The organism is Helicobacter sp. NHP22-001, assembly GCF_030270165.1.
GTDB lineage: Bacteria > Campylobacterota > Campylobacteria > Campylobacterales > Helicobacteraceae > Helicobacter > Helicobacter gastrofelis.
In genome coordinates this window covers 485932-511911 of record NZ_BSWS01000001.1, presented here as the reverse complement: position 1 = coordinate 511911, position 25980 = coordinate 485932, and the positions used below count along the sequence as shown (strand labels likewise).

Here is a 25980-nt window from a genome sequence, read left to right as displayed (position 1 = left end):
ATGGAAGCCTATATTTTAGAGCTGTGGAACAACTACGCCGCCAGTTGGGGCTATGTGATCCTCTTTTTTTGGAGCATTTTAGAGGGGGAGATCGGGCTGATTTTAGCGGGCATGGCATGTTATGAGGGGCACATGAATGTCTTTTTGGCGATCAGCGTGGCGGCTCTTGGGGGCTTTAGTGGGGATCAAATGTATTTTCACATTGGACGCACGAGCAAAACCTATTTAAACAAAAAGCTAGAAAAGCAACGCCGTAAACTCGCTCTAGCACATTTGCTCTTACAAAAATACGGCTGGTTTGTGATTTTTATCCAGCGCTACATGTATGGCATGCGCACGATCATCCCCATTAGCATTGGGCTCACCCGTTACAACGCCCTTAAATTCGCCGCCATTAATCTTTTAAGCGCCTTTGTGTGGGCTTCGATCACGATCGTTTTGGCGTGGTATTTTGGTGCACAGCTCTTTGATTTGCTAGAGTTGATTAAGCGTTATCCTTATGTATTTATACTAATATTATTGGTGTTTTTGGGGTTTGTGGCGTGGTATTTCCAAACCCACACCAAAAAAATGGATCAAAAAATCCAAAAAATCCAATAGCATAGAAAGGATACGGATGTTTTCTGTCAAACTAGAGAAGGCTTCTTTTGAGGCGGCTAAGGCGGATATTGCGATTGTTTTTCTCATAGAAAAGGATTTAAGCAAAGCCCTAGATCCGCATTTGTTGCAAACCCACAACTACGAGGGCGAGGGCGTGTTTTGGGATCAAAAAAACGAGGCTCTGTATGTGGGCGTGGCGCAAAGCGATGTGCATTTATTTAGAGAAGCGGCGTTTAACGCTGTGCGTGCGCTCAAAAAATGCGTGAAAAGCGCAAAAATCGGGCTTTACACCGCCAAACACAGCGTGCATAAACACGCCCTAGAAGAGACAATGGAGGCGATTTTCACCGGTCTGCAATTTGGCATGTATGAATTTGAAACCTACAAAGAAAAGAAAAGCAAAGCCCATTTGCAAGAAGTGGTGGTGGCTTTAGGCGGAGAGCAACATTTAAAATCCTTGCAAAAAGTCCTAGACAAATCAAAAATCATGGTTGAGCATGTGAATCTCGCGCGTGATTTGGTGAACACCCCCCCCAATGTCGCCAATGCCCCCTATGTCGCTAAGAAAGCCAAAGACTTGGCCGAAAAGAACGGGCTAGAGTGCTTCATACATGGGGAGGATTATTTAAAAGAAAAGGGCATGAACGCTTATTTAGCCGTGAATGCCGCTTCAGCTAACCCCCCACAACTCGTGCATTTGGTCTATAAGCCCAAAAACGCCAAGAAAAAGATCGTTTTAGTGGGTAAGGGCTTGACCTATGATTGTGGCGGTCTTAGCATTAAAACCGCTGAGTTTATGCTCACCATGAAAGCCGATAAAGGCGGGGCGTGTGCGGTGCTTGCCACCATCAACGCCCTAGCCCACTTGCACGCAGAGGCAGAGGTGCATGCCGTGTTGGGCTTGGCAGAAAACATGATCTCTGGCAACTCTTACCGCCCCGATGACATTTTGATCTCCAAAGAGGGCAAGAGCATAGAGGTGCGTAACACAGACGCAGAGGGGCGTTTGGTGTTGGTTGATTGCTTGAGTTTTGCCCAAGATTTAGAGCCCGATTTGATCGTGGATTTTGCTACACTCACGGGGGCGTGCGTGGTGGGGCTTGGCTCTTACACCAGCGGAATCATGGGCAATAATGAGGCACTCAAAACCCAGTTTGAAGAATCCGCCCTTAAAAGTGGGGAGTTGGTGGCTAAACTGCCCTTTAACCGCCACTTACGCAAACTCCTAGACTCCAAAATGGCAGACATTGCCAATATCACCCCCGTGCGCTATGGGGGGGCGGTTACCGCTGGGCTTTTCTTAAACGAGTTTATCCGTGAAACCTACAAAGACAAATGGCTACACATTGACATTGCCGGACCTGCTTACATTGAGAAAGATTGGGATGTGAATACGGCGGGGGCAAGCGGTGTGGGCGTGCGTATGTGCACTCAATTTGTCTTGGATATTTTGGGCTAAATGGGGCTATCTGTCGGCATTGTGGGCTTGCCCAATGTGGGCAAGTCTAGCTTATTCAACGCCCTAACCAAGAGTGCCAGTGCCCAAAGTGCCAATTACCCCTTTTGCACCATCGATCCCAATAAGGCGATCGTGGATGTCCCCGATGCCCGCTTAAAGGCGTTGGCGGATATTGTCAAGCCCGAGAGAATCCAACACTCTAGCGTAGAGTTTGTGGATATTGCGGGCTTAATTAAGGGGGCGAGTGCGGGCGAGGGCTTGGGCAATCAGTTTTTAGCCCATGTGAAAGAGTGCGCGGTGATTTTACATGTGGTGCGCTGTTTTGAGGACGATGACATCACGCATGTGAGCGGAGAGGTTAATCCCTTAAGCGACATTGAAACGATCGAGGTGGAGTTGATCTTAGCCGACATACAAACCTTGCAAAAACGCCTAGAAAGGCTTGTTAAGCTTGCCAAAAGCAATAAAGAAGCCCAAGCGAGTTTAGAGATCGCCAACGCCCTTTTAGCCCATTTAAACGAGCTCAAACCCGCTAGCAGTTTTAAAGACAGAGAGCACCCCGTGTTTCTTGCCTTAAATCAAGAATTGCGTTTTTTGAGTGCCAAAGAGGTTATTTTTGTCGCCAATGTGGATGAAGCCCATGTGAGCGGATTAAACGGCCACGCTTTAAAGGTACAAGAATTAGCCCAAACTAGGGGGGCGGGCTTTGTGGCTCTGTGTGCCAAATTAGAAGAAGAGTTAGTGGGCATGGAAGAAGGCGAGGCTTTGGAGTTTTTGCAAAGTTTGGGCGTGCAAGCGAGCGGACTAGATCAAGTCATTAGTCTAGGCTTTAAGGCTTTGGGCTTGATGAGTTACTTCACGGCTGGGGTGAAAGAAGTTAGGGCTTGGACAATTGTCAAAGGCTCTAGTGCGCCCACAGCGGCCGGGGTGATCCATAAGGACTTTGAAAAGGGCTTTATCAAGGCGGAGACGATCGCTTATGAGGATTTCATCGCCTATGGGGGTGAGGCGGGGGCAAAAGCCAAAGGTGCTTTACGTGTCGAGGGCAAGGACTACATTGTGCAAGATGGCGATGTGATGCATTTTAGGTTCAATGTTTAGTCATGTCTTGTTATAATAGACCATTTGTTGCACGCTAAAGGATAAAAATGCCTAACAACTTAGCCCACATCGATCAAGTCACAAGCCTGCATAAAAACAATGAATTGCAATTACTTTGCTTCCGCCTAGGCAAGAACAAGGATTTATACGCCGTCAATGTCTTTAAAATCCGTGAAGTGGTGAAGTACAATGGGAGCTTAACCATCATCAGCCATGAGCCTAACTCTTTGGTGGAAGGGCTCATCATCATAAGAGAGCTCACCATCCCGCTCATCGATATGAAAAAGTGGTTTTACTACGACAGCAATAACAAGCAAAAGGACTTGCGCCCCTACCGCATTGAAAAAGACGAAAACGGGGATGAGATCGTGATGATTTGCGAGTTTTCGCGTTGGACCATTGGGGTGCGCATCTACGAGGCGGATCGCATTCTCAATAAAAAATGGACAGAGATCGAGCAGAGTGCGGGCGTAGGGGGCAACACGGGCAATTCTAAATTAGTGAGCCGTACCCGCTACTTCGATGGGCGGTTGGTGCAGGTGGTGGACATTGAAAAAATGTTGGTGGATGTCTTCCCTTGGATTGAGCAAGAAAGCCACGAGGAATTAGACCAACTCAGCCAACTTTACAGCGATAAAATGGTGCTCTTGGCAGACGACTCGCCCAGTGTGCTCAAAACCATGCAAGTGATTTTAGACAAACTAGGGATCAAGCATTTAGACTTTATCAATGGCAAACAGCTTTTAGATTATCTCTTTGATCCCCAAACCCCCGTTGAGGAAGTGGGGCTCATCATCACTGACCTAGAAATGCCCGAGGCGAGCGGGTTTGAGGTGATTAGACGGGCGAAATTAGACCAACGCACCATCAATATCCCCATCGTGGTCAATTCCTCCATGAGCGGGAGCAGCAATGAAGAAATGGCGCGCTCTTTGCATGCCGATGACTTCATCTCCAAGTCCAACCCCCTAGATGTGGAGCGCATCGTTAAGCAATTCATGCAGGTTGGGCTTGCCTAATGGATTACAACGCCATCCCCTCCCCTTGCTATGTTTTGGATTTAAGCAAACTCAAGGCGAATTTAGCCCTATTGGAGCGGGTGCAACAAGAGGCGCAGGTGAAAATTTTACTTGCCCTGAAGGGCTTTGCCTTTTGGCGTTGCTTTGAGTGGGTGCGGGCGAGCTTGCACGGGTGCTGTGTGAGTGGGGTGTATGAGGCGGTTTTGGCTTATGAGGAATTTGGCTCTAGGGAAAGTGGCAAAGAAATTTGCGTCTTTAGCCCCGGGTATAAAGAGAGCGACATGCAACAAATTTTGCCCATCGCCACGCACATCATTTTTAACTCTTTTGCCCAATACCAACGCTATAAAAGCACCATCTTACTTAAAAACCAAAAACTCGACAAACTCGGGCTATCCCCCATTAAAATGGGTCTTAGAGTCAACCCCCTTTATAGTGAGGTGAGCCCCGCCATTTACGACCCCTGCGCACCCTACAGCCGTCTAGGGATCACACCTGTCGCCTTTGCTGAGGGTACGCAAGCATACGGGCTAGAGGGCATTAGCGGCTTGCACTTCCACACGCATTGCGAGCAAGATGCGCCCGCCTTGCAAGAAACCCTAAGGCATGTCGAAAAGCACTTTGGTGCAGCGATTGAGAAAATGGAGTGGATGAACTTTGGGGGTGGGCAACACATCAGCAAAGAGGGCTACAACTTGGGGGTGCTTAAAAGCACGATTTACGACTTTAGGGCCAAATACCCACACATCCAAGATATTTTTTTAGAGCCGGGAGAGGCGGTGGGCTGGCAGACGGGCTTTTTGCTCGCCAGTGTCATAGACATTGTGCACAATGACAAGGACATCGCCATTTTGGATATCAGCGTGGCTAATCACATGCCAGACTGCCTAGAAATGCCCTACACCCCACAAGTCTTACACTTAAATGCAGAGGGGATGGAGAGGGCTGAAATTGATCCACAGGGGGAGGTTATGCTGGGCGGTTCTAGTTGTTTGGCGGGCGATTTTATCGGGCCTTATCACTTTAAAAGTCCCTTGCAAGTGGGGGATAAACTCTTGTTTGAGGACATGTTGCACTACACCATTGTGAAAAACAACACCTTCAACGGCATCGCCTTGCCCTCTTTGGGGCTGCTGGATGGAGAAAACTTTAAGCTTTTAAAGCGTTTTGGATACGAGGATTATAAAGAGCGCAACTAGGCTTGCCTAATGGCGACAAAGCCCCGATCCAGCCCGGCGTAGTCGGTGTAAAAGCTGGGGCGGTATTTTTGTAGCCCCAAATGCTCGCTTAACGAAGCCTTGTGGTCGTGGCCCATTTCACAAGCTAGATACTTCACCCGTTTGTTAGCGGCTTCCTCGATCAGCACTTTTAAAATCTCATCGCCATGCTCACCCCCATACAGCGCAATCTCTGGCTCGTAACGCACGGAGTCATCCAGAGGGTAATCTAGGGGGACATAGGGCGGGTTACTCACCACCAAGGTGCGGGCTTTAATGTCCACGCCCTCGAGTAAAGAGGTTTGGAACAACTCAATGCGCTCTTGCAAATTAAAGGTGCTGATGTTCATGCCCGCCACTTCTAGGGCATCCATAGAAATGTCTGTGGCTAAAATGGAGATTTTAGGATTTGCCATCGCCAAACTTACAGCAATCACCCCACTGCCGATCCCCACTTCCACCACGCTTTTAATGCCATAATCTTGGATCAGTTTTGAGGCTTGGCTCACCAAAATCTCGGTTTCAGGCCGTGGGATAAGTACTCTTTCATCCACAAAAAAGATCCGCCCGTAAAAGCTCACTTCGTGGGTAATGTACTCAATGGGTTTGCCCTTGGCGCGGGTTTTCACCATATGCATGAAATGCTCGAAGGCAAAGGGGTCTAACTCTTCTTGGGCATGGATGTGTAAATACACCCGATCTACACCCAACACATGGGCTAAGAGCAACTCGGACTCCAAAGCGTTGCGCACGCCCTTATCTCTCAAGACCTTCTTAGCCTCGTGAAGGGCTTTTGAGATATTCACACTTGTTGAACTTGCTTCCTGAGTGGTTTCTATGGATGCCACACACCCCCCCTAAAGCCCACAAAAGCACCAAGAGGACCTAATTTTTGTTGCAAAGACACCCCATTACCTACTTAAAATAGATCTAGCCTGCCATTGTATCCTAAACAACCTTATATCTGTTTAAGGGGCTTATTTTTATGAGATTTGGGTATAATGGGGCTTTTCTAGGTCATTATTGCAAGGATGATTTAAGTGGAATATGGGCTGTTATTTGGCGGTCAAAGTTTTGAGCATGAGATCAGCATTGTGAGCGCAATCGCGCTTAAGGAAGTGCTGGGCGCATCCATCAAGGCTTTTATCTTTTTAGATGGGATGCATAAATTCTATTTGATCGAGCCAAAGGACATGCGCGCGCAATTCTTTTCTAGAGGGCAATATAAAAAATGCCCCGAGATCACCTTAAAAATGCATGGCTTTTACACGCAAGGTTTATTAGGTTCTAAGAAAGTTGCCTTCGCTACGCTCATTAACCTCATCCACGGGGCGGATGGCGAGGATGGCAAACTCGCTTCTTTACTGGATTTTTTTGGCGTGAAATTCATAGGCCCTAGAGTGGAGGCAAGCGTGCTTAGTTTTAACAAACACTTCACAAAAATGCTCGCTAAAGAAAAGGGCATCGCTACCCTGCCCTATGTGTTTTTAGACCACCACAACAAAAACGCCCTAAAATCCATGGATTATCCCTTGATTGTCAAGCCCAACCGCTTAGGCAGCTCCATAGGCATCGGGGTGATCAAAGAGGAGCGCGAAGTTGCTTTTGTGCTAGATGAAGTGTTTGAATTTGATAACCAAGTGTTGGTTGAGCCTTTTAAGAAGGGGGTTAAGGAATACAATCTAGCCGGGTGCAAAATCCAAGAGGAGGGCGAGAGCGTCTTTGTGTTCTCTACCATTGAAGAGCCCCAAAAGAAGGACTTTTTAAGCTTTGAGGAGAAGTATTTGGATTTTGGACGCACGGCTAAGGTGGCAAAAGCAGATCTTAGCCCCGCTTTGGAGGAAAAAATGCACGCCGTGTTTAAAACCCTTTACGATCCGCTATTTGTGGGGGCGATCATCCGTTGCGACTTCTTTGTGATCGACAATGAGGTGTATTTAAACGAGATCAACCCCATCCCGGGCAGCCTTGCGCATTATCTCTTTGAAGACTTTGCCCACATCCTAGGGTGTGTAGAGCTCCCCAAGCCCCCCCACATCCCCATCACCTACAACTACATCAACCAAATCCGAAAAGCCAAATAATGGCCAAACGCACCATCTCTTACAAGGGGGTAGATTTTGAAGTTGCCTACGATTTTTGCGACCATAAAGCCCCCCGAAACCTCCTCATCTTGCATGGTTGGGGCAGCTCTAAGGAACTCATGCAACTAGCCTTTAAGCCCTATTTTCAAGCCTTTAACCATTTCTACCTAGACTTGCCCGGCTTTGGCAAAAGCCCTAACCACACCTTTTTAACCCCCCTAGATTACGCCAAGATTGTGGACGCGTTTTGCCACTCTTTGCAAGTGAAGATCAACACCGCCATGGGGCACAGCTTTGGGGGCAAGGTCGCCCTATTGTGTGAGAGTTTGTATCTCATCCTTCTTAGCAGTGCAGGGATTTTAATGCCAAAATCCTTTCACACCCGCTTGAAAATCAAATGCGCCAAAGTCTTAAAATCCATCGGGCTTAAAAAGGCACTGAGCCTGCTTAAAAGCAAGGACGCGGATAACCTCAACCCTGCCATGTATGAAACCTTTAAACACACAGTGCAAGAGGACTTTGCCCCCAAGTTTCAAGCCTGCACAAAAAAGACCCTGATTGTGTGGGGGCAAGAGGACATGGCTACGCCGCTAGAAGCCGGGCAAAAGATCGCCTCTTTAATGCCGACCAACCGCTTTGTAGTGCTTAAGGGGGATCATTACTTTTTCCTCAGGCAGGGGGCGCAAGTGGAGGGGGAATTTTTACAATGTTTAAAAGAGTGGGGTGAAGCATACTAGACACATTAAAATGGATGGCCCTTTGGGGTTTTATTTTGGGCTTAAATTATTACTTAATCACTTTGTTGCAGTGGTATAACTACAGCTTTGCCAGAGTGCTCACCAAGCACCACAAGCGGCGTTGGCACCTGTTGCACGCCTTGCTGCCCCTAGTGGTTTTTGTGCTTACGCAGCTTAAGGGGTGGGACTTGGTGTTCATGGTCTTTGTGGGGGGGGTGCAGTTGCCCACTCTGCTCATTTGGCGTGGTCGCCTAGACAAGCCTCTAGTTTTTACCCCCCGCGTGGGGCGCTTTTTCGCACTGTTATTGCTCTTTTTATCCACGGATGCGCTTTTGGTCTACGCCTACAACCAAAGCTTTTTTGGGCTGTATCTCTTGCTGATCGTGCTCGTGCACACCGCCTACAAGGCTATGGAGAGTTTGATCTCTAATGGTTATGTCCACCTTGCCGAAGACAAACTAAGGCGCATGGAGGATTTACAAATCATCGCCATCACGGGCAGCTTTGGCAAAACCAGCGTGAAGAACTACCTTTACCAAATACTGCAAAGCCGCTATAAAATCTACAGCTCTCTAGGCAGCGTCAACACGCTTTTAGGTCTAAGTCAAGACATCAACAACAACCTAGAAGAGAGCGCAACCATCTACATCGCTGAAGCTGGGGCGCGCCAAAAGGGCGATATCAAGGCGATTTCTAAACTCCTAGCCCACCACTACGCCATCATCACCGAGATCGGCAACCAACACATTGAGTACTTTAAAAACATGGACAACATCTACCAAACCAAGGCCGAGATTTTGCAATCCTCTCGCCTCATCCGTGCTTTCTGCCACGAAAACAACCCCCTAGAGCCCTTTTATGGTGGGATTGAAAATAAAATCCAGCCCTACCCTGGGCAGGTGCGCTCCGTGGTTGCCAATTTAGAGGGGACCAGCTTTGAGCTCTTTTTAGACAATGCGTGGGTGCCTTTTGAAACCAAAATCCTTGGGGCGTTTAATGTGGACAACATCGCTTTAGCGGTGCTGGTGGGGCGTTACTTTGAACTTACCATAGAGCAGCTACAAAGGCTCGTGTCTAAGCTTAAACCCGTGCCCCACCGCCTGCACCCCTTGCATGTCAATGACAAATTCATCATCGATGATGGTTTCAATGGCAATTTAAGGGGTATGCTAGAAAGTGTGCGGCTTGCTAGCCTTTATCCCGGGCGTAAGGTGATTGTAACGCCCGGACTCGTGGAGAGCGACACTGAGTCTAACATTGCCCTAGCCCAAGCCATTGAAGAGGTGTTTGACATCGTGGTGGTTACCGGGGAGCTCAACGCCGATCTTTTTACCCAGCAAATAAAGCGCCCACAAAAGGTATTTTTGCAGGATAAAAGCCAACTCGAGCAGGTGTTGCAAACCATCACCTTTGCCAAGGACTTGATCTTATTTGCCAACGATGCCCCCAACTACATTTAAGGAAGTGTGATGGACCACCTATACGCCCCGTGGCGCAGCCCCTACCTCGTGGGGGAAAATGCGCCTGAATGTGTGTTTTGCGCCATTAGCCAAAATCCTAAAGATGACCTTAAAAACCATGTGCTCTTTAGAGATTCTTTGTGCTTTGTGGTGATGAACCGCTACCCCTACACCCCCGGGCATTTCATGGTGATCCCGCACACCCACCAAGACAGCCCAGAAAGCTTAGGGCTGGAGCTGTGGCTGCATCTACAAAAACGCCTGTATGAGGGGGTGCAGCTCTTGTATGCCTTTGGGGCCCAGGGGGTGAATTTGGGCTTTAATATCAAGGACGCAGGGGGGGCGGGCATTGCGCCGCATTTGCACGGGCACTTGGTCCCCCGTTTTGCCAAGGACACGAATTTTATGACAAGCATCGCCCAAACCCGTGTTTATGGAGTGGACTTTGAAGAGATTTACACCACGCTGAAAGCCAAAGCAGTGGATCACTTTGTAGGAGTTTAAATGAGAACGCGCAGTTTTAAAATCTTTAGCGGGAGCGCACACCCGAGTTTTAGCAAGGAAGTGGCGCGGCATTTAAATGTGGGCTTGTCTAAGGCGATCTTGGGGCATTTTAGCGATGGGGAGATCAATGTGCAGATCAGCGAGTCGGTGAGGGGGCGCGATGTGTGTATCATCCAGCCCACTTGCGCCCCGGTGAACGACAACCTAATGGAACTTTTGATCATGGTAGACGCGCTCAAGCGCAGCAGCGCGAGTTCGATCACCGCCGTGATTCCCTACTTTGGCTACGCTAGGCAGGATCGTAAAGCCGCGCCCAGGGTGCCCATCAGCGCTAAACTTGTGGCGGATTTAATGCAAAGTGTGCAGATCGATCGCATCATCACCATGGACTTACACGCCGGGCAAATCCAGGGCTTTTTTAACATCCCGGTGGATAATCTTTACGGCTCGATCGTCTTTAGGGATTACATTTTGTCGCGGGCGTTTAAAAACCCCATTGTGGCGAGCCCGGATATTGGCGGGGTGTCAAGGGCTAGGTATTTTGCTAGCCAAATGGGGTTGGATTTAGTCATTGTGGATAAACGCCGCGAGCGCGCCAACGAGGCGGAGGTGATGAACATCATCGGCGATGTCAATAAACGCGATGTGATTTTGATCGACGACATGGTCGATACTGCAGGCACCATTTGCAAGGCGGCAGCGATGTTAAAGGCTAGGGGGGCGCACTCGGTGATGGCGATCGGCACGCATGCGGTGCTGAGTGGCAACGCCATTAAACGGATTCAAGAGAGTGCGCTGGATGAGGTGGTGGTGAGCAACTCGATCCCGCACAAGGGCAAGCACGCCAAAATCACGGTGCTAAGTGTTGCTCCCTTGTTTGCTGAGGTGATCCGCAGGATTTACCACAACGAGAGCGTGCATTCGCTCTTTATGTGAAAGGAAGTGAAATGGCTGATGTAGTTGTGGGGGTGCAGTGGGGCGATGAGGGCAAGGGCAAGTTAGTCGATCGGCTGGCCCCTAATTACGATTTTGTGGTGCGCTTTCAAGGCGGACACAACGCGGGACACACGATCGTGGCTAAGGGCAAGACCCACGCCCTGCACTTGATCCCCTCGGGCGTGCTTTACCCGCAGTGTAAAAATGTGATTGGTAATGGTGTGGTGGTGGCTTTGGACGCTTTGGTGGAGGAAATGCAGCCCTTTGGAGATTTAAAGGGGCGGCTGTTTGTGAGCGATCGGGCGCATTTGATCTTGCCCCACCACCCCATGCAAGATGTCCGCACCGAGGGCACCCAAAGCGCGATCGGCACGACCAAGAAGGGCATTGGGCCGGCTTATCAAGACAAGATCGGACGGGTGGGGCTTAGAGTGGGGGATTTAAGAGAGCCCAAACTCTTAAAAGACAAGCTCGCCTACCACCTAAGCGCACACGCCAACACCCCAGACCTGCCCACGCTCGCAGCCCTTGAAGATTATTTAATGGCTTATGCGCCTCAGGTGTTGCCCTACACCACAGACACCACTGCGCTTTTATGGGAGGCGGTGGATCAAAACCAAAAGATTTTACTAGAGGGCGCGCAGGGGAGCATGCTCGATGTGGATTTTGGCACTTACCCTTTTGTAACTAGCTCCACTACCATAGCAGCGGGGGCGTGCAGTGGGAGCGGGCTGAGTGTTAAAGACATTGATAAAATCATTGGCGTGGCTAAGGCGTATTGCACCCGTGTGGGCTTAGGGCCCTTTCCCACCGAGGACTTAGGGCAGGTGGGGGCGCATTTAAGAGAAAAGGGGCATGAGTATGGCACAACCACAAATAGGGCTAGACGGTGCGGGTATTTTGACGCGGTGGCGGTCAAATACGCTTGCCGACTCAATGGGTGCAGCGAACTTGCCTTGATGAAGCTTGATGTTTTGGATGGCCTAGAGGAAATTTTGGTGGGCGTTGGCTATGAGGACGCACACCCCAGTTTAGAGGGGGTAAAGCCCCTTTACAAGCGCTTTAAGGGATGGGAGCGCAGCGCAGGCGTGAGCGATTTTAACGCCCTGCCTAAAGAAGCGCAAGACTATATCCTCGCCTTGCAAGAACTCATTGGGGTGAAAATCGGGGTGGTGTCTACCAGCCCGCAGCGCGAAAACATGGTGTTGTTGCCATGAACTTAAAAATCTTTAAAGCCCTCGTGCAGGTGAAAAAACAAGCCATGCAACGCTGTGAAGCCGACATTGCTGCTAACCTTGCCAAAATCCACGCCAAACAAAGAGAGCAAGAGCACTTGATCGCCGAGCTCAACACCTTAAGCGTGCCGATGCAAGCAAACATCGCAGCCTTTAGCCAGTGCAACAGCCTTAAAAAAAATTATCTTTATGCCATAGACCAAGTGGGCACAGATATCAGCGAGTTAAAGCAAATAGACGCTCACTTAAAAGAGCTCTACAAAAACGCTTGCATCGAATATGAAAAGTTGCACTATTTATACACTTTAGAGTTGCGTAAAATGGCGCAAAAACTTGAAAAAGAAGAAGCAAAACAAATGGACGCGATCGGGGCTGAGGTCTTTTACCAAAAACACAAGGCGCGCCGTGCGTAGGCTCGCCCTTTGCGCCGTTTTTGTGGGCCTGCTCTTAGGCGACACCGACCAGATTCCAAGCAATGGAGCAAATCCGCCCAAGCCCTTCCCCAGTCTAAGCACCCCAAAGGGTGCAAACCCCTCATCTCAGCAGTTTTTGCAGTGCAACGCGATTTTTGAATCCCGTAAGGCGGAGCTAAGTAACCAACTACAGCTCTTGCAAGAGCGGGCCCTGACCTTGCAGAATTTGCAAGAGCAGACTCAAAGCCTGCTCGATCAGCGCAACGCCAAAGTGGCCGAAAGGGAAAAAGCTTTAGACACCCGCTTAAAAGAATTTGAGGCCAAAGAAAAGGCGTTTAAGGACTTGCAGGCGCAAAAGGAAAAAGAGCTAAAAAAACTGGTGGCGCAAAATGAGGAGCTTTTAAAAGAGATCAAGGAGGCGAGTAGCTCTAAAGTCGCCACGACCTACGCCAAAATGAAGGACTCCAAAGCTGCGCCCATTTTGCAAGACATGCCCGTCGATCAGGCTGCCACGATTTTATCTAAATTAGAGGCAAAAGACATGGGCAAAATCTTAGCCAAGATGGACCCAGCCAAGGCAGCGAGTTTGACCGAAATGCTGCAAAAAGGACCCCCTTTTAAAGCCCCACCCCCACCCCCCCCACCGCCTAAACCCAAAGATGAGGATGAATGATGAAAATCGCTGTTTTGATGAGCGGAGGGGTGGATAGCTCTTATAGCGCGTATTTGTTGAAACAAGCCGGACACGACCTATTAGGGGTGTATTTGAAATTGCATAGCAAGGAGGAAAAACACGCCCACTACATTAAAAATTGCGAGGCGGTGGCCAAGTTTTTGAAGATCCCCTTTGAGGTGGTGGATTTAAAGGAGGCATTTAAAGAGAAGGTGTATCAAGCCTTCATAGACACCTACAAAATGGGGCAAACCCCAAACCCCTGCGCTCTGTGTAACCCCTTGATGAAATTTGGGCTAGGGTTGGACTTTGCCCTAAGTAAGGGCTATGAGAAGATCGCCACAGGACATTACGCCCGCTTAGAGCAGGTGCAGGGGATGCTAAGGATTAGAGAAGCCGCTGATTTAAGCAAGGATCAGAGCTATTTTTTATACGCCCTACCTCAAAGGGCGATAGACGCGCTGCTCTTCCCCCTAGGCGATTTGCTTAAAAGCGAAATCAAACCCAAAGCCCTAGCGGTGATGCCCTTTTTGGGGGATTTACAGAGTTATAAAGAGTCGCAAGAGATTTGTTTTGTGGAGAAATCCTATATCGACACGCTTAAAGAACATATAGAAGTGGATTGTGAGGGGGTGGTTAGAGATTTAAGCGGACAGGTAGTGGGCACACACAAGGGCTACATGCACTACACCATCGGCAAGCGTAAGGGCTTTAGCGTGAAGGGCGCACACACGCCGCACTTTGTGGTGGGCATTGACGCAACTAAAAACGAGATCATTGTGGGCGAAAAGCAAGATTTGGCGGTTTTCAACCTAGAGGCTGAGAACAAATCCCTACCTGAAAGCTTTAAAGAAGGGGAGTATCTAGTGAAAGTGCGCTATAGAAGCACACCCACCAAAGCCCAAGTGCACCTAGAGGGCGACACCATCAAAGCCCACTTTAACGAACCCGTCTATGGCGTGGCTCTAGGGCAAGCTCTTGTGGTCTACGAAAAAGATTGCGTGCTAGGCGGAGGGATCATTACCAAGAGCGCCTAAAAGCGCCAATGGAAACTGACATGGTAATCACTCTGCAACTCCGTGGAGGCGTTACTGATGGGAAAGTAAACATTGACATGCTTTTGGCATTTGCCCACAAACCCATCGTACTGATCTGAGCGTATATCTAAAGCCCTATAAGTGGCTAGACGCTTAAGGACACGCTCGGTCGCCAAAATCGCCTCTTGCACTATCCGCTTCTCTAAAAGCTGCTGCTTTTGTTTGGCACTTGCTAGAGCCTGCACACTCAGCACGGTTAACTTCATAGGGCGCAAAGGCACTTGCTTACCTTCAGCATACCCCACAGCCACATACGCAGACAGACGGCTCACTAGAGCCGCCAAAATCAATGGCTTAAATACCCCATCGAACAACTCCTTACATTTTCCTAAAAACCGCACGCATTCTAGCATGCCAAATCTTAGATTCTTATGAAAATGGTTGTTTATCTCAAGGCAAAACCAAAATAATTTTATTATATAATCCGTATTTTACACAATCTCATAGATTTAGGGCCTTGTTTGATACAAAAAGTCCTCACCTTCTGCACCTTGTCTTTCTCTACTTTTGCTACTCAACTGCACGCCCTAAATTATAAAATCTCAGGGCAGGCGGGCTCGTTTTCGCGCATCGGTTTTAACAACAGCCCCATCAACACAGCCAAAGGCATTTACCCCACAGGCAGCTATGTCACTTTGGTGGCTTCCTTGCAGCTGGGTGTCAATCTCTTGCCTAAATCTGTCAGCAACCATAAACTCAAAGCCGCCATAGGCGCAGAATTAGGGGATTTGGCCTACGACTCCACACAGACGCTCACAGACACCAGCGGGCTAGAAAAAGGGTTTTTGCCTGCCAACTACTACTACATGGGGCGTTGGGAAGGCTATTTTATGGACGCTCCTTGGAAACACTCCCGCTACGAAACCGCCATGCATGTGCGCGACTTTGTGCTCCACACTTTGTATTTGGATTACAGCTATAAAGATCATTTTGGTTTTAAGCTCGGGCGTTACCGCAGCCGTGCCCTGTTTTTGAGCGGCTACAACCAAGGCATACAACTTTTCTTGCACTTTGGCACTTGGAGCTTGCAGTGGTTTAGCTCCTATGGGCGGGCCCGTTCGAATCTGCAGTTTATCCGCGACTTTTACGCCCCCATTAGCTACAAATTCTCCGATGGCCAGCACATCAACTACGGCCTACATTCTTTAAGTTTTGTCTATAGAGGCGACTACAAACGTAGCCACATCACGGTGATGCCCTTTGTGTGGTTTTACCCCAAGCTTTACACGGCCCCGGGGTTGCAGCTTGACTTTAAATTAGCCCGTGTCAATTGGAGAGTCCACACCCATTTTTATGCGTGGTTTCCCATTTATGACTCCTATATGGCACACAGATATTTTAGGAGCGCATTGGTGGGGACAGACACGGCTAGCCTACTCATCTACCAGCATTTTGACATCGCCAACCATTACAACTTTGGTTGGGGGGTGTATAAAAACTTTGGCAACGCCAGCGCGTGTATTGGTTGGACTGGTTTGCCCGTCCCCTTTGGCACCAAAGACAACACCCCCTATGCCAAAGCTTATTCTAATCTATATAACGCCAACTCTCTCACGGCTTTTGCCTATGTGGGCTTTAAGTACCAAAACTTTTCGTGGCAACTTCTAGGCAAAATCATCCAATCACCCAGAGCCAACTCTAAAAGCCTCATGCTGACCTTAAGATATGACCTCAGTAAGCACATCCATCTCATGTTTAAAATCAATGGCTACGAGGTTACCATACACAAGGGCTATAAAGTGGGCTATTTTTCAGGAGGGTATAACCCTAAGTTTCAAGCCAACACGCAAGATCGCAGCTATGTGATGACCTCGATGGGTTATGATTTTTAAGCGCTTTTATTATACAATAGCGGGTTTTTTTCACAACCACGACAAAAGGAGCTGAGTTGAAAGGAAAAAGCCTCGTTCTTTTTCTCTCTCTTTTTAGCACACACTTACAAGCCTTTAACTACAAAATCTCAGGGCGTGTCGGCTCATTCTCGCGCATCGGCTTTAACAATGCTCCCATCAATACAGACAAAGGACTTTACCCCACAGGCAGCTATGTAACCACCATCGGGGCACTAGAAGTGAATGCCAATTTATTGCCAAAATCTGTGGAGAATCAAAAACTAGAAGTGGGGCTTGGGGGAGAGATCGGCGGGCTGGCTTACGACTCCACTAGGGGTCTTAGAGATCAAAACGGGGCACTCCAGCCAGCCAACTGGTATTACATGGGGCGTTGGGAGGGCTATTTAATGAACGCCCCTTGGAGGCATACACGCGAAGAAGACGAGTCCCACGCCAAAAACTACATTTTATACAACGCCTATTTAAGCTACACCTACAAAGACATGTTTGGGATCAAGGCGGGGCGTTACTTAAGCCCTGAAGCGTTGTTTTTGCGCGGTTACAATCAGGGCTTTACCCTCTTTTTGCATTTAGGCAAATTCAAACTTAGATGGTTTAGCACCTATGGCAGGGGTTTGGCGAATATCCAGTTTATCCGCGACTTCTACGCCCCCGTGAGCTATGCGTTTAGCGATGGCAGACGGGTCAATTATGGTATGCATGCTGTGAGTTTAGCTTATAACACCAAGCACTTCACTCTCATGCCTTTCTTTTGGTTTTACCCTAAGAACTTCAATGCCCCGGGCGTGCAGTTAAGTGCCGTGTTTAACCCCGGGCAGTTTAAAATCCAAAGTGATATTTATGCATGGTTTCCCATTTACAGCCGCGCTCTAGCCAAGACTTACTATCGGGGTAATTTAATCGGCACAGACACCGCTACTTTGCTCGTGCGCCAAAGACTGTATTACAAAAACTACTACATCGGTTGGGGTGTGTATAAAAACTTTGGCAACTCTAATGCCCAGCTGGGCTGGAATGGCTCGCCTGTGTCCTTTGACACGACCGATGACACCCCCTATGAGGATGCTTACACCAACCTTTACGATGCCAACGCCCTTACTTTGCACGCTAGAGTGGGGGGCAAGTTTAACAATTTCTCTTGGTATTTGCTAGGTAAACTCACCTTTTCTCCAAGAGCCAATGCCCAAAGTCTAGGGCTTACTTGTGAATATAAATGGGGTAAGCACATACACCTCATGCTACGCCTCAATGGCTATGAAGTGATGATGCACAGAGGCTATAAAGTCGCTTACTTTAAAGCCCCTAATCCCGATTTTGCCCCCACTACACAAGATCGTAGTTATGTGATGACTTCGATCAGCTATGATTTGCAGATTTAAGTTGTGCCCTCTTATTTCAAGTCCTAAGCGCGTCGCCTTGCACCGCCAGCCGCCCGTATGGATGGAATGGAGATTTGGCGATTAAAGAACTTTTAGGGTTTTAGCTAATTGCTCTAAAAGCCCCTTGTCGCCGCTAGCAAAGAGTTCTAGTTTTGTGTCTGTGTGTGGGCGTAAGCCATAGACTTGCTCTAGACGCGCCACGATCGCCTCGCCTGAATGCACCAAGCGCACGGGGGTATTGAAGCGGGTTTTAAAATAGGTTTGCAAGGGGGTAGAAATCCAAGGAAAGTGCGTGCAACCTAACACCACCACAGCCGGCGCGCTTGTTAGGGGGGTGAAGTAATGCTGCATGCACGCCTCTAGCAGTGCGCCCTCTAGCACCCCCTCTTCAATCAAGGGCACGAATAAGCCCGTGGCTAGACTCTGCACGAAGTCATAGCCCTGCTCTTTAAGCTCTCTTGCATAACGCCCGGAGTTAATGGTCGCTTTAGTGCCAAGCACTAGAATGGGCGCGTTTTTGGGCGTGCTCTGTGTGATCGCTAACACCCCCGCCTCAATCACGCCCACAATGGGGATTTTTGTTTTAGCCCTCATTGCCGGTAAAGCCCACGCACTCACGCTATTGCACGCCACGATCAACATGTCAATGTCAAAGGGCAAAAAGAAATCCAACGCCTCTAGGGAGAATTTGGCGATCGTGGCGGGGTCTTTAGGGCCATAGGGCACGCGGGCGGTGTCGCCATAATAGATAATATGCTCGAACAAGCGGGCTTTAAGCAGGCTTTCTAAAACGCTTAAGCCCCCCACCCCGCTGTCAAACACCCCGACTTTCAAGAACCCTCTTGCATAAGTTTTAAGAACTCTTGGTTGTCCTTCGTGGTTTGCATTTTGGAGTAAATGAAGTTTAACGCCTCCACATCGTCCATTTGTTGCATCACATTTCTAAGCACCCACACTTTGGTTAGGGTGTCTTTGCCTAGCAAGATATTGTCCTTACGGGTGCCCGATTTGAGCACATCAAAGGCGGGGTAAATGCGCCGATCGGAAATGCTACGGGCTAACACGATCTCGCTATTGCCCGTGCCTTTAAACTCTTCAAAAATCACCTCATCCATGCGTGAGCCCGTTTCGATCAAGGCGGTGGCAATGATCGTTAAACTCCCCCCCTCTTCAATGTTGCGCGCCGCGCCAAAAAAGCGTTTGGGCTTATGCAAGGCGTTGGCATCCACGCCCCCGCTTAACACCTTCCCGCTTGAGGGCGTGATCGCATTGTAAGCCCGCGCTAAACGGGTGATTGAATCTAATAAAATCACCACATCTTTACCCATTTCCACCCGCCTCTTTGCCCGCTCTAGGACTAATTCAGCGATGCGTATGTGGTTGGTGGAGGGCAGATCAAAGGTGGAGCTAAAGACTTGCCCATTGACACTTCTTTGCATGTCCGTAACCTCTTCGGGGCGCTCATCGACTAATAAGATAATGAGCTCCACTTCGGGGTGGTTGTAGGTGATCCCGTGGGCTAGCTCTTTCATCAGCTCGGTTTTACCCGTGCGCGGCGGAGCGACAATGAGTGCCCTTTGCCCCTTACCCATTGGGCTAAACAAGTCCAGCATACGCCCGGTAACTTTCGTGGGCTCGTATTCTAATTTAAGCTGTTGGGTGGGGAATAGGGGGGTTAGGTTGTCAAATAGGGGGCGGTGGCGGATTTCATCTAGAGGTAGGTAATTCACTGCCTCAATTTTTAACAAAGCGTAATACTTCTCTTGATCTTTGGGCGCGCGCACTTGCCCGGTGACAATGTCGCCATTACGCAGGGCAAAGCGTTTGATCTGCGAGTGGCTCACATAGGTGTCGTTTTGGTTGTCTGAAAAGCTGCCATCCAGCCCACGCAAAAACCCATACCCATCCCCGGCGGTTTCTAAAATCCCCGTAAAAAGGATATACCCCCCTTGGCTGACTTGATTTTTAAGGATTTCAAACATTAAATCTTGGCGTTTAAACTCTTGGGGGTTTTCGACTTTCAGCTCATTAGCGATCTCTAAAAGTTTTTCTGTGGGCTGAGCGCGCAATTCTTCAATGCGGTATCCGCTCACAGGGGTGTGGGTTTTTTGTTTATGGTGGTCGGCCATATCAATCCTTATGTGGGTATACAACTAGAAGCCTCATTTTAGGGAAGCTAAACATTAAAAAAGTAGTGAGTAAAACCTAGATTCTAGTGTAAAACTCTCTAAAAGTCAAGGCTTTACACCTTTGCCATTGGCAATTTACGCTTCAAGCCGGCGACAAAGACTAAAATAAAAGTGCTCGCCACTAGGGGGTAGAGAAATGTGGGGATAGGCAGTGGGTCACCGGCGGCGTAGCTGTGCATGCCAGAGAGGTAATAATTCACCCCAAAATAGGTCATTAAAATGGAGTAAAAGCCCACCACACTCGCACTCGCAAACACATAGGGCATGAACTCAAAGCGTAAAAAGCGTAGGTGCAAAATGATCGCATACACGGCGATGGAAATTAAAGCCCAAGTTTCTTTAGGATCCCAGCCCCAATAACGCCCCCAAGACTCGTTCGCCCACACTCCGCCAAGGAAGTTACCCACCGCAAGCAGCAATAGCCCCATGATCATCCCCATTTCATTGAGCGCGCTTAGGGCTAAAATGCTGGTGTCAATGTGTGGGCGCTTGGGGCTTCTTAGTAAGAACAATAGCAGGGTGAGTAGCCCCAAAATAAAGCACAGCCCTAAAAAGCCATAGCTTGCCGTGATGATAGACACATGGATATTGAGCCAGTAGGACTTTAGCACGGGGACTAAGTTACTGATTTGCGGGTCCATAAAGCCCAAATGCGCCACGAATAGGGCAATGCCGGCTAAAAAGCTCGAAGCACATAGGGCTAAGTTAGAGCGCAAAATGAGCCCAGAGAGCATGGCTGCCCAAGAGATGTAGAGCATGGACTCGTAGGCATTGCTCCAAGGCGCATGTCCGCTCACATACCAACGCAACACAAGCCCCGCGCTGTGCGCCAGCCAGCAAAGCAGCAAAATGCCATAAAAGCTAAAGTGCAGCCACTTAGGCACCGCTCTATTTTTAAAGATCGCCACCAGCACCACGCCTAAAAGCACCACACCTAGGAGCAAATAGGGGAGCATGAGCGTGTGGAAAAAGTTGCTATGGTTTAGAAGTATCTCAGAATCCACACGCCCCGGGCTTAGGGCGAGTTTGCTATGCGTGCGTTGGTAGGCGAGCAGGTCGTTTAGGGTTTTATGCACGCTCTCCCATTGGTTGCTATCCACGCCCATATCAAAGCCCTTAAATAAATCCTTTAAAAAGTGCGTAGCCTCTGTGGAGATTTTAATGTTCTCGTTTTTGAGCGCATCGGCAGGACTTAGCCATGTGTTGCCGCTTTTATCGGGGAAAATCTTTAAAATATTCCCGCTGAAAATCAAATACACGAGATTGACCCGCTCATCTAGCTTTAAAATGTCCTTGTCAAATTCATCCCTATCCTTGGGGGCTTTTTGATTGACTTCCTCCACGAAGTTTTGCAGCTTGTAGCCATGTGGCCCGAAGACATCCAAAAACGCAATGCGCCGCTGGTTCGTGGGGGTGCCAAGCAGCGCGCGCAACTTGGGCGTGGAGGTGTAAATCATTTTAATGCTTTTGTAATCATCCGGGTAAAGCATCATGCCCAGCATCACCTGCAAGTTGTCCATGCCCTTAAAGCCGTCTTCTTTGGTGATTTTGTGGATGAGCTCCATACTCAAGGTGTCTAAAGGTTTAATGCGCCCTTCAAAGCCCTGCACCTGCAGACGGGCAAGGGGGGTGAGCTGCCCTTTGGAGTGCGCCCTTAAATCCTTAAAGCGTTGCAAGATTTTGGCGTGCATTTGGGCGGTGGTGGGCTGCACCTTTGCCATTTTATCGATGGGCGGAGCGATGGGGGTGCTTTTGCCCCCGTGCATGTCGATCTTGCCCTCATCAGCGTGCGCCACTGCGCCAAGAGAGAGGGCACATAAGAGGGCGACTATGTGTTGCGCCTTTAAAAATCTTGAGAGCCTTTGAAAGCGTCCTTGGCGGCTAAAGAGCAGGAACAACGCCCCAGACATGAGCATGGCGTAGCCAAAGTAGGTTAAATTCTTGCCAGGATCACGATTAACCGATAAAATCGTGCCCTGTTCGTCCGTATCATAGGAGGATTGGAAGAAGCGATAGCCCCCATAATCCAATACATGGTTCATAAAAATTCGAAAGGGCATGACAAGCTGCCCCTTGGCATTTAACACCTCTACCTGTGAGGCGTAAGAGGAGGGGCTCATCGAGCCGGGGTAGCGGGTCAGCTCAAATTGTTTTAAATGCAGCTTAAAAGGCAAGGTGCGCTCAGTAACGCCCCAATTGAGCGCGATATGCACGCCCTCAAGGGTGGTCTTTTCATCTTGGCTAACAATGCCATGCCCGCCTAGGATATGCAGGGTGTGGCTCGCCCCACCATAGCTTAGTTTCATGGTGAGTAGCGCGCGGTTGTCCTTTTTATTCGGGGTCATTTTATGCACGCCAAGAGGCTCTAAGAGCAAAGGTTTGCCATAGACCATCACTTCTGCGGTGGGTAAATAGCGCGAATAGGGCGAGAGGGTGGTTTTTAAAGAAAAGTGCAGGGGTTTGGCGCTGTCCTTGCTGAGGGTGAGGTTTAAATAGCTGTCGGTGGTGGTGATTTTGTCGCTGGTTTGGTTGGTGCGTAGGTGCATGGTCGCCTCAAAGCCAAAGAACCTTGTAACCCCCGCCCCCAAAATGATAAACACCAAGGCACTATGGAAAAACAAGCTGGCGTAGCGTTGCCGCTGCCACGCTTTAGAGGCGATTAAAGTCCCCACAATCACCAAGAGCAAATACACATGCAAGGCGCTAAACCACCATGTGTTATAGACGAGCGCGCGGCTGGCGGGTGTGCCATAATCGTTTTCAAGGAAGGTTGCTAGAGCGCAGGCGGTCGCATACACCATCAATAAAGGGATTGCCACCCAAAACGAGCCGAAGAAAAATCCAAAAATCTTTTTAACTTGCATGGCGGGCTTCTTGTGTTTTTTTAAGGATATACGCGCGCAATTTCTCAATGAATTGTTTGTCGTTCAAATCTTTATATAGTCCCTGACCCACAAATTCCAGCACCGCTAAAAGCTGCACATGGGGCATGTAGCCGGGCAGTTCGTAAATGGTCTTGCCCGTGGGGTCGGCGAGCACGAGCGTGGGCGTGGAATTGACATCGTAAATGGAGGAGAGGTCTTGGGTGTTTAGCATGGTTTCTTTGGGTTTTTGGGCCGGGCCAATGACAAAATGGTGCATTTTGGAGTAGCTGATATTGATGTAGTAGGCACTGAAGTGCTCTTTAATGTAGGTGCGCAAACTGGCGTAGTGCTTTAGGTCTTGCTTTAGCATTTCGCAGTAAGAACAGCCATTTTTGCCAAAGACAAGCAACATATACTTACCTTTGGTGCGGATGTCTTGCGTGTCTTGGAAAATGTCCTCTAGACCGGCGTAGCTTTGTTTGTCAAAGTTGTTACTCTCTTTAAAAGTGCTTTGGGGGGAGGTGGCTCCTGAACTTAGCATGCTCTCATCCACCTTGTCATCGGCAAGGGCAAAATGACAAAAGAGAGCCAACAGGGGAAGTAGAAGAAATGAGCGCATAAAAAACCTTTTTAAGAAAATAGGGGCATTTTAACTTTTTTTATATAAATCATGGGCTTAGGGGCTTTCTAGGGGCGTTGTGGACCAAATCTAAAATCGCCTGTGCGAAGTGCAAATTGTCGTTTAAACAGGGGCAGACAAGAAACTTAGGCACCGCAAGGCGCTTGGCTTCTAGGCGGTATTGCATTTGTAATTCGTAAGTGGTTTCCGAGTTGTCAATGCTAAAGGCTAGGGGGTAAATGAGGATTTTATCTTTGCGGTGCGCTTCTATGGACTCTTGGGTGCTAGGTTCTAGCCATTTCATGGGCCCCACCTTAGATTGGTAACTCAAAGTGATTTTTTTAAAGCACAGGGGCAAGAGTTGCTGGGTGAGCAGGCTCACATGGTGTAAACACTCGGCTTGGTAGGGGTCGCCTTGTTGCACCACGCTCTCAGGCAAGCCATGCACGGAGAAAATGAGCACAAACTCTTTAGGGTTATGCCCTTTAATCGTGTCTTTAATGCTTTGGACGATGGCTTGGTTGTAAAGCGTGTGGGTGTAAAAGCGATCGATACAACTTAGGGTGGGAGCGAAGTTTAGGGCTTTTAGAGCCTTTAAAGCGTCTTCAATGGAGGATAGGGTCGTGGTGGTGGAGTATTGCGGATACATAGAAAAAAGCAAACATGAGTCAAAGCCTTGTTGTTGCAGCTCGGCAAAGACCATGGGCGCAAAAGGTGGGGTGTAGCGCATGGCGTAGGTGTAGTGGCGGGTGGGGTCTAGCGTGTTTAAGCGTTGGGTGAGTTTGGCACTCAAATCATTAATGGGGGATTTTTGCCCGATTTTTTCATAAATGGCTTTGGATTTTTCTTTACGCATTTTGACGATGAAAGAGGCTAAGAGTTTGCGCCAAAAGGGGCTTTTGATCGCTAAAATGTAGGGGTCGTTGAACATGTTTGTTAAAAACACTTCTACTTCGTAAAGATTGTTCGGGCCGCCCATATTCAATAAAACAACGGCTTCTCTAGGCTCTAAAATTGACATAAGCTTCTATTATGCCATGATTTGCCATTTTTGCATGGTAGAATGCGCTTTTATGCTAGAAGTAAGGATTGCCATGTTTGAAACGATCATCGGGCTAGAAGTGCATGCCCAACTCAACACCCAAACCAAGATTTTTTGCTCTTGCGCCACGAGTTTTAAAGATGCGCCCAACACCAACACCTGCCCCGTGTGCTTAGGCTTGCCCGGGGCTTTGCCCGTGCTAAACGCCGAAGCGGTGAAAAAGGCAATTGCCTTTGGCACGGCGATCAACGCCACCATTAACCAAGACAGCGTGTTCGCCCGCAAGAATTACTTTTACCCAGACCTGCCCAAGGCTTACCAAATCTCGCAATTTGATCGCCCCATTGTCGCGCACGGGTATTTAGACATTGAAACGCCAGAGGGCGTAAAACGCATTAACATTGAAAGGGCACATTTAGAAGAGGATGCGGGCAAGAACATACACGCCACCAACCACTCGCAAGTGGATTTAAACCGCGCTGGCACACCCCTTTTAGAGATCGTGAGTTGCCCAGACATGCGCAGCAGTGCAGAGGCGATCAGTTATTTAAAGAAATTGCACGCCATTGTGTGCTTTTTAGACATTTGCGATGGCAACATGCAAGAGGGCAATTTTAGATGCGATGCCAATGTGTCTATCCGCCCTAAAGGCGAGAGCAAGCTCCTTACAAGGGTGGAGATTAAAAACTTGAATAGCTTTAAATTTATCCAAAAGGCAATTGAGTATGAGGTGGAGCGCCAAGTGGAGGCGTTTGAGAGGGGCACTTATGCGAGCGAAGTTGTGCAAGAAACCCGCTTGTTTGACACGGCTAAAGGGATCACGCAGTCCATGCGCAATAAAGAAGAATCCGCCGATTACCGCTACTTTCCCGACCCCGACTTGCTCCCCGTGCATATCCCCGACTCTCTTTTAAAAGAGGGTAGGGACATTAAAGAATTGCCCGAAGCTAAGAAAGAACGCTACATGAGCAGTTTAGGCTTGAAAGCCGAAGAGGCGGGCACTTTAGTGGGGAGTTTGGAACTAGCAACTTATTTTGAGAAAATGCTAGAGCTTGGCGCAGGTGCGAAGGGGGCTTGTTCGTGGCTGTGTGTGGAGCTTTTGGGGCGTTTAGAGGGCGAGCAGACTTTGCAAGAGTGTACAATCAAGCCGGACACCCTAGCTAAAATCGTGCTAGACATTGAAAGCAAACGCATTTCAGGCAAGGCGGGCAAGGAGATTTTAGACGCATTAATGAAACAAACTAGCGTAAGTCCCAAAGACATAGACACCCTCATAGAGAAGCTCGGGTTGGCGCAGGTGGGCGATGAGGGCATGATTTTAAAAGCCATTGCTGAAGTGCTTCAGGGCAACGCCGATAAAGTCGCCGAGTATAAAGGCGGGAAGGATAAACTCTTTGGCTTCTTTGTAGGGCAGGTGCTAAAAAGGCTTAAAAACGCCAATCCGGGGGTTGTCAATCAGTTGCTCAAACAAGAGCTGTCTAAGTAGCCAAAAGTGGGAG

24 protein-coding genes are annotated in these 25980 nt (G+C 48.8%); 17 read left to right on the top strand and 7 right to left on the bottom strand.

Features of this window, described 5'->3' with window-relative positions; all coding sequences use genetic code 11:
• From QSJ47_RS02685 to nspC, 5 genes are read left to right on the top strand one after another with little or no spacing between them, the layout of a single operon-like run.
• Complete coding sequence (locus QSJ47_RS02685) at positions 1-600, top strand: DedA family protein (protein WP_221272161.1); 600 nt, start codon at positions 1-3, stop codon at positions 598-600.
• Between the two features lie 16 nt (positions 601-616).
• Positions 617-2059 carry a leucyl aminopeptidase gene (locus QSJ47_RS02680; protein WP_285602335.1) on the top strand — a complete coding sequence of 481 codons (1443 nt, stop codon included), beginning with the start codon at positions 617-619 and terminating at the stop codon, positions 2057-2059.
• Positions 2060-3160, top strand: coding sequence for a redox-regulated ATPase YchF (gene ychF, locus QSJ47_RS02675; RefSeq protein ID WP_285602334.1), 1101 nt, complete (start codon positions 2060-2062; stop codon positions 3158-3160).
• A gap of 47 nt (positions 3161-3207) precedes the next feature.
• Entirely contained in the window at positions 3208-4179 is a 972-nt protein-coding gene (locus QSJ47_RS02670; protein ID WP_221272159.1) for a chemotaxis protein, read from the top strand.
• Positions 4179-5378 carry a carboxynorspermidine decarboxylase gene (nspC, locus tag QSJ47_RS02665; RefSeq protein ID WP_285602333.1) on the top strand — a complete coding sequence of 400 codons (1200 nt, stop codon included), beginning with the start codon at positions 4179-4181 and terminating at the stop codon, positions 5376-5378. The genes QSJ47_RS02670 and nspC overlap by 1 nt, the downstream gene beginning before the upstream one ends.
• Here nspC and prmC read toward each other — a convergent pair.
• On the bottom strand, positions 5375-6202 hold the full coding sequence (gene prmC / locus QSJ47_RS02660) for a peptide chain release factor N(5)-glutamine methyltransferase (protein WP_285602364.1): 828 nt from the start codon (positions 6200-6202) through the stop codon (positions 5375-5377). The genes nspC and prmC overlap by 4 nt on opposite strands.
• A gap of 234 nt (positions 6203-6436) precedes the next feature.
• Between prmC and QSJ47_RS02655 the strand changes: the two genes are divergently transcribed.
• From QSJ47_RS02655 to mnmA, 9 genes are read left to right on the top strand one after another with little or no spacing between them, the layout of a single operon-like run.
• Positions 6437-7480: a D-alanine--D-alanine ligase gene (locus QSJ47_RS02655; RefSeq protein WP_285602332.1), complete on the top strand. Its 1044-nt coding sequence runs from the start codon at positions 6437-6439 to the stop codon at positions 7478-7480.
• Positions 7480-8217, top strand: coding sequence for an EstV family lipase (gene estV / locus QSJ47_RS02650; RefSeq protein WP_285602331.1), 738 nt, complete (start codon positions 7480-7482; stop codon positions 8215-8217). The genes QSJ47_RS02655 and estV overlap by 1 nt, the downstream gene beginning before the upstream one ends.
• Positions 8218-8231: 14 nt before the next feature.
• Positions 8232-9677 carry a Mur ligase family protein gene (locus QSJ47_RS02645; RefSeq protein ID WP_221272155.1) on the top strand — a complete coding sequence of 482 codons (1446 nt, stop codon included), beginning with the start codon at positions 8232-8234 and terminating at the stop codon, positions 9675-9677.
• A 9-nt stretch (positions 9678-9686) separates the two neighbouring features.
• Positions 9687-10181: an HIT family protein gene (locus QSJ47_RS02640; RefSeq protein ID WP_285602330.1), complete on the top strand. Its 495-nt coding sequence runs from the start codon at positions 9687-9689 to the stop codon at positions 10179-10181.
• Entirely contained in the window at positions 10182-11117 is a 936-nt protein-coding gene (locus tag QSJ47_RS02635; protein ID WP_221272153.1) for a ribose-phosphate pyrophosphokinase, read from the top strand.
• Between the two features lie 11 nt (positions 11118-11128).
• Positions 11129-12334 (top strand): adenylosuccinate synthase, encoded by a 1206-nt coding sequence (locus tag QSJ47_RS02630; RefSeq protein ID WP_285602329.1) that lies wholly within the window; start codon positions 11129-11131, stop codon positions 12332-12334.
• The gene (locus tag QSJ47_RS02625) at positions 12331-12765 is read left to right on the top strand and encodes a flagellar FliJ family protein (protein WP_285602328.1); all 435 of its coding nucleotides are present in this window, start codon (positions 12331-12333) and stop codon (positions 12763-12765) included. The genes QSJ47_RS02630 and QSJ47_RS02625 overlap by 4 nt, the downstream gene beginning before the upstream one ends.
• Positions 12758-13438, top strand: coding sequence for a MotE family protein (locus tag QSJ47_RS02620; protein WP_285602327.1), 681 nt, complete (start codon positions 12758-12760; stop codon positions 13436-13438). The genes QSJ47_RS02625 and QSJ47_RS02620 overlap by 8 nt, the downstream gene beginning before the upstream one ends.
• On the top strand, positions 13438-14475 hold the full coding sequence (mnmA, locus tag QSJ47_RS02615; protein ID WP_285602326.1) for a tRNA 2-thiouridine(34) synthase MnmA: 1038 nt from the start codon (positions 13438-13440) through the stop codon (positions 14473-14475). The genes QSJ47_RS02620 and mnmA overlap by 1 nt, the downstream gene beginning before the upstream one ends.
• On the opposite strand, the gene QSJ47_RS02610 is transcribed toward mnmA, so the two are convergent.
• Entirely contained in the window at positions 14472-14888 is a 417-nt protein-coding gene (locus tag QSJ47_RS02610) for a hypothetical protein (RefSeq protein ID WP_285602325.1), read from the bottom strand. The two genes, mnmA and QSJ47_RS02610, sit on opposite strands and share 4 nt — an antisense overlap.
• 108 nt (positions 14889-14996) lie before the next feature.
• Between QSJ47_RS02610 and QSJ47_RS02605 the strand changes: the two genes are divergently transcribed.
• Together QSJ47_RS02605 and QSJ47_RS02600 are read left to right on the top strand one after the other, a co-directional pair.
• A complete protein-coding gene (locus tag QSJ47_RS02605) occupies positions 14997-16367 on the top strand; it encodes an outer membrane family protein (RefSeq protein WP_285602324.1) in 1371 nt (456 codons plus the stop codon).
• A gap of 56 nt (positions 16368-16423) precedes the next feature.
• Entirely contained in the window at positions 16424-17767 is a 1344-nt protein-coding gene (locus QSJ47_RS02600) for an outer membrane family protein (RefSeq protein WP_285602323.1), read from the top strand.
• Between the two features lie 81 nt (positions 17768-17848).
• Here QSJ47_RS02600 and murI read toward each other — a convergent pair whose 3' ends face one another.
• The 5 genes from murI to hemH form a co-directional block, all read right to left on the bottom strand.
• The gene (gene murI / locus QSJ47_RS02595) at positions 17849-18601 is read right to left on the bottom strand and encodes a glutamate racemase (protein WP_221272150.1); all 753 of its coding nucleotides are present in this window, start codon (positions 18599-18601) and stop codon (positions 17849-17851) included.
• Positions 18598-19896, bottom strand: coding sequence for a transcription termination factor Rho (gene rho / locus QSJ47_RS02590; RefSeq protein WP_285602322.1), 1299 nt, complete (start codon positions 19894-19896; stop codon positions 18598-18600). The genes murI and rho overlap by 4 nt, the downstream gene beginning before the upstream one ends.
• A gap of 113 nt (positions 19897-20009) precedes the next feature.
• Positions 20010-22820: a cytochrome c biogenesis protein CcsA gene (gene ccsA / locus QSJ47_RS02585; RefSeq protein WP_285602321.1), complete on the bottom strand. Its 2811-nt coding sequence runs from the start codon at positions 22818-22820 to the stop codon at positions 20010-20012.
• A complete protein-coding gene (locus QSJ47_RS02580) occupies positions 22810-23439 on the bottom strand; it encodes a SoxW family protein (protein WP_285602320.1) in 630 nt (209 codons plus the stop codon). The genes ccsA and QSJ47_RS02580 overlap by 11 nt, the downstream gene beginning before the upstream one ends.
• Before the next feature lie 49 nt (positions 23440-23488).
• On the bottom strand, positions 23489-24460 hold the full coding sequence (hemH, locus tag QSJ47_RS02575; protein ID WP_285602319.1) for a ferrochelatase: 972 nt from the start codon (positions 24458-24460) through the stop codon (positions 23489-23491).
• A 67-nt stretch (positions 24461-24527) separates the two neighbouring features.
• Here hemH and gatB point away from each other — a divergent pair, with 67 nt between their 5' ends.
• Positions 24528-25967, top strand: a complete 1440-nt coding sequence (gene gatB, locus QSJ47_RS02570; RefSeq protein WP_285602363.1) for an Asp-tRNA(Asn)/Glu-tRNA(Gln) amidotransferase subunit GatB — start codon at positions 24528-24530, stop codon at positions 25965-25967.
• Positions 25968-25980 lie beyond the last annotated feature (13 nt).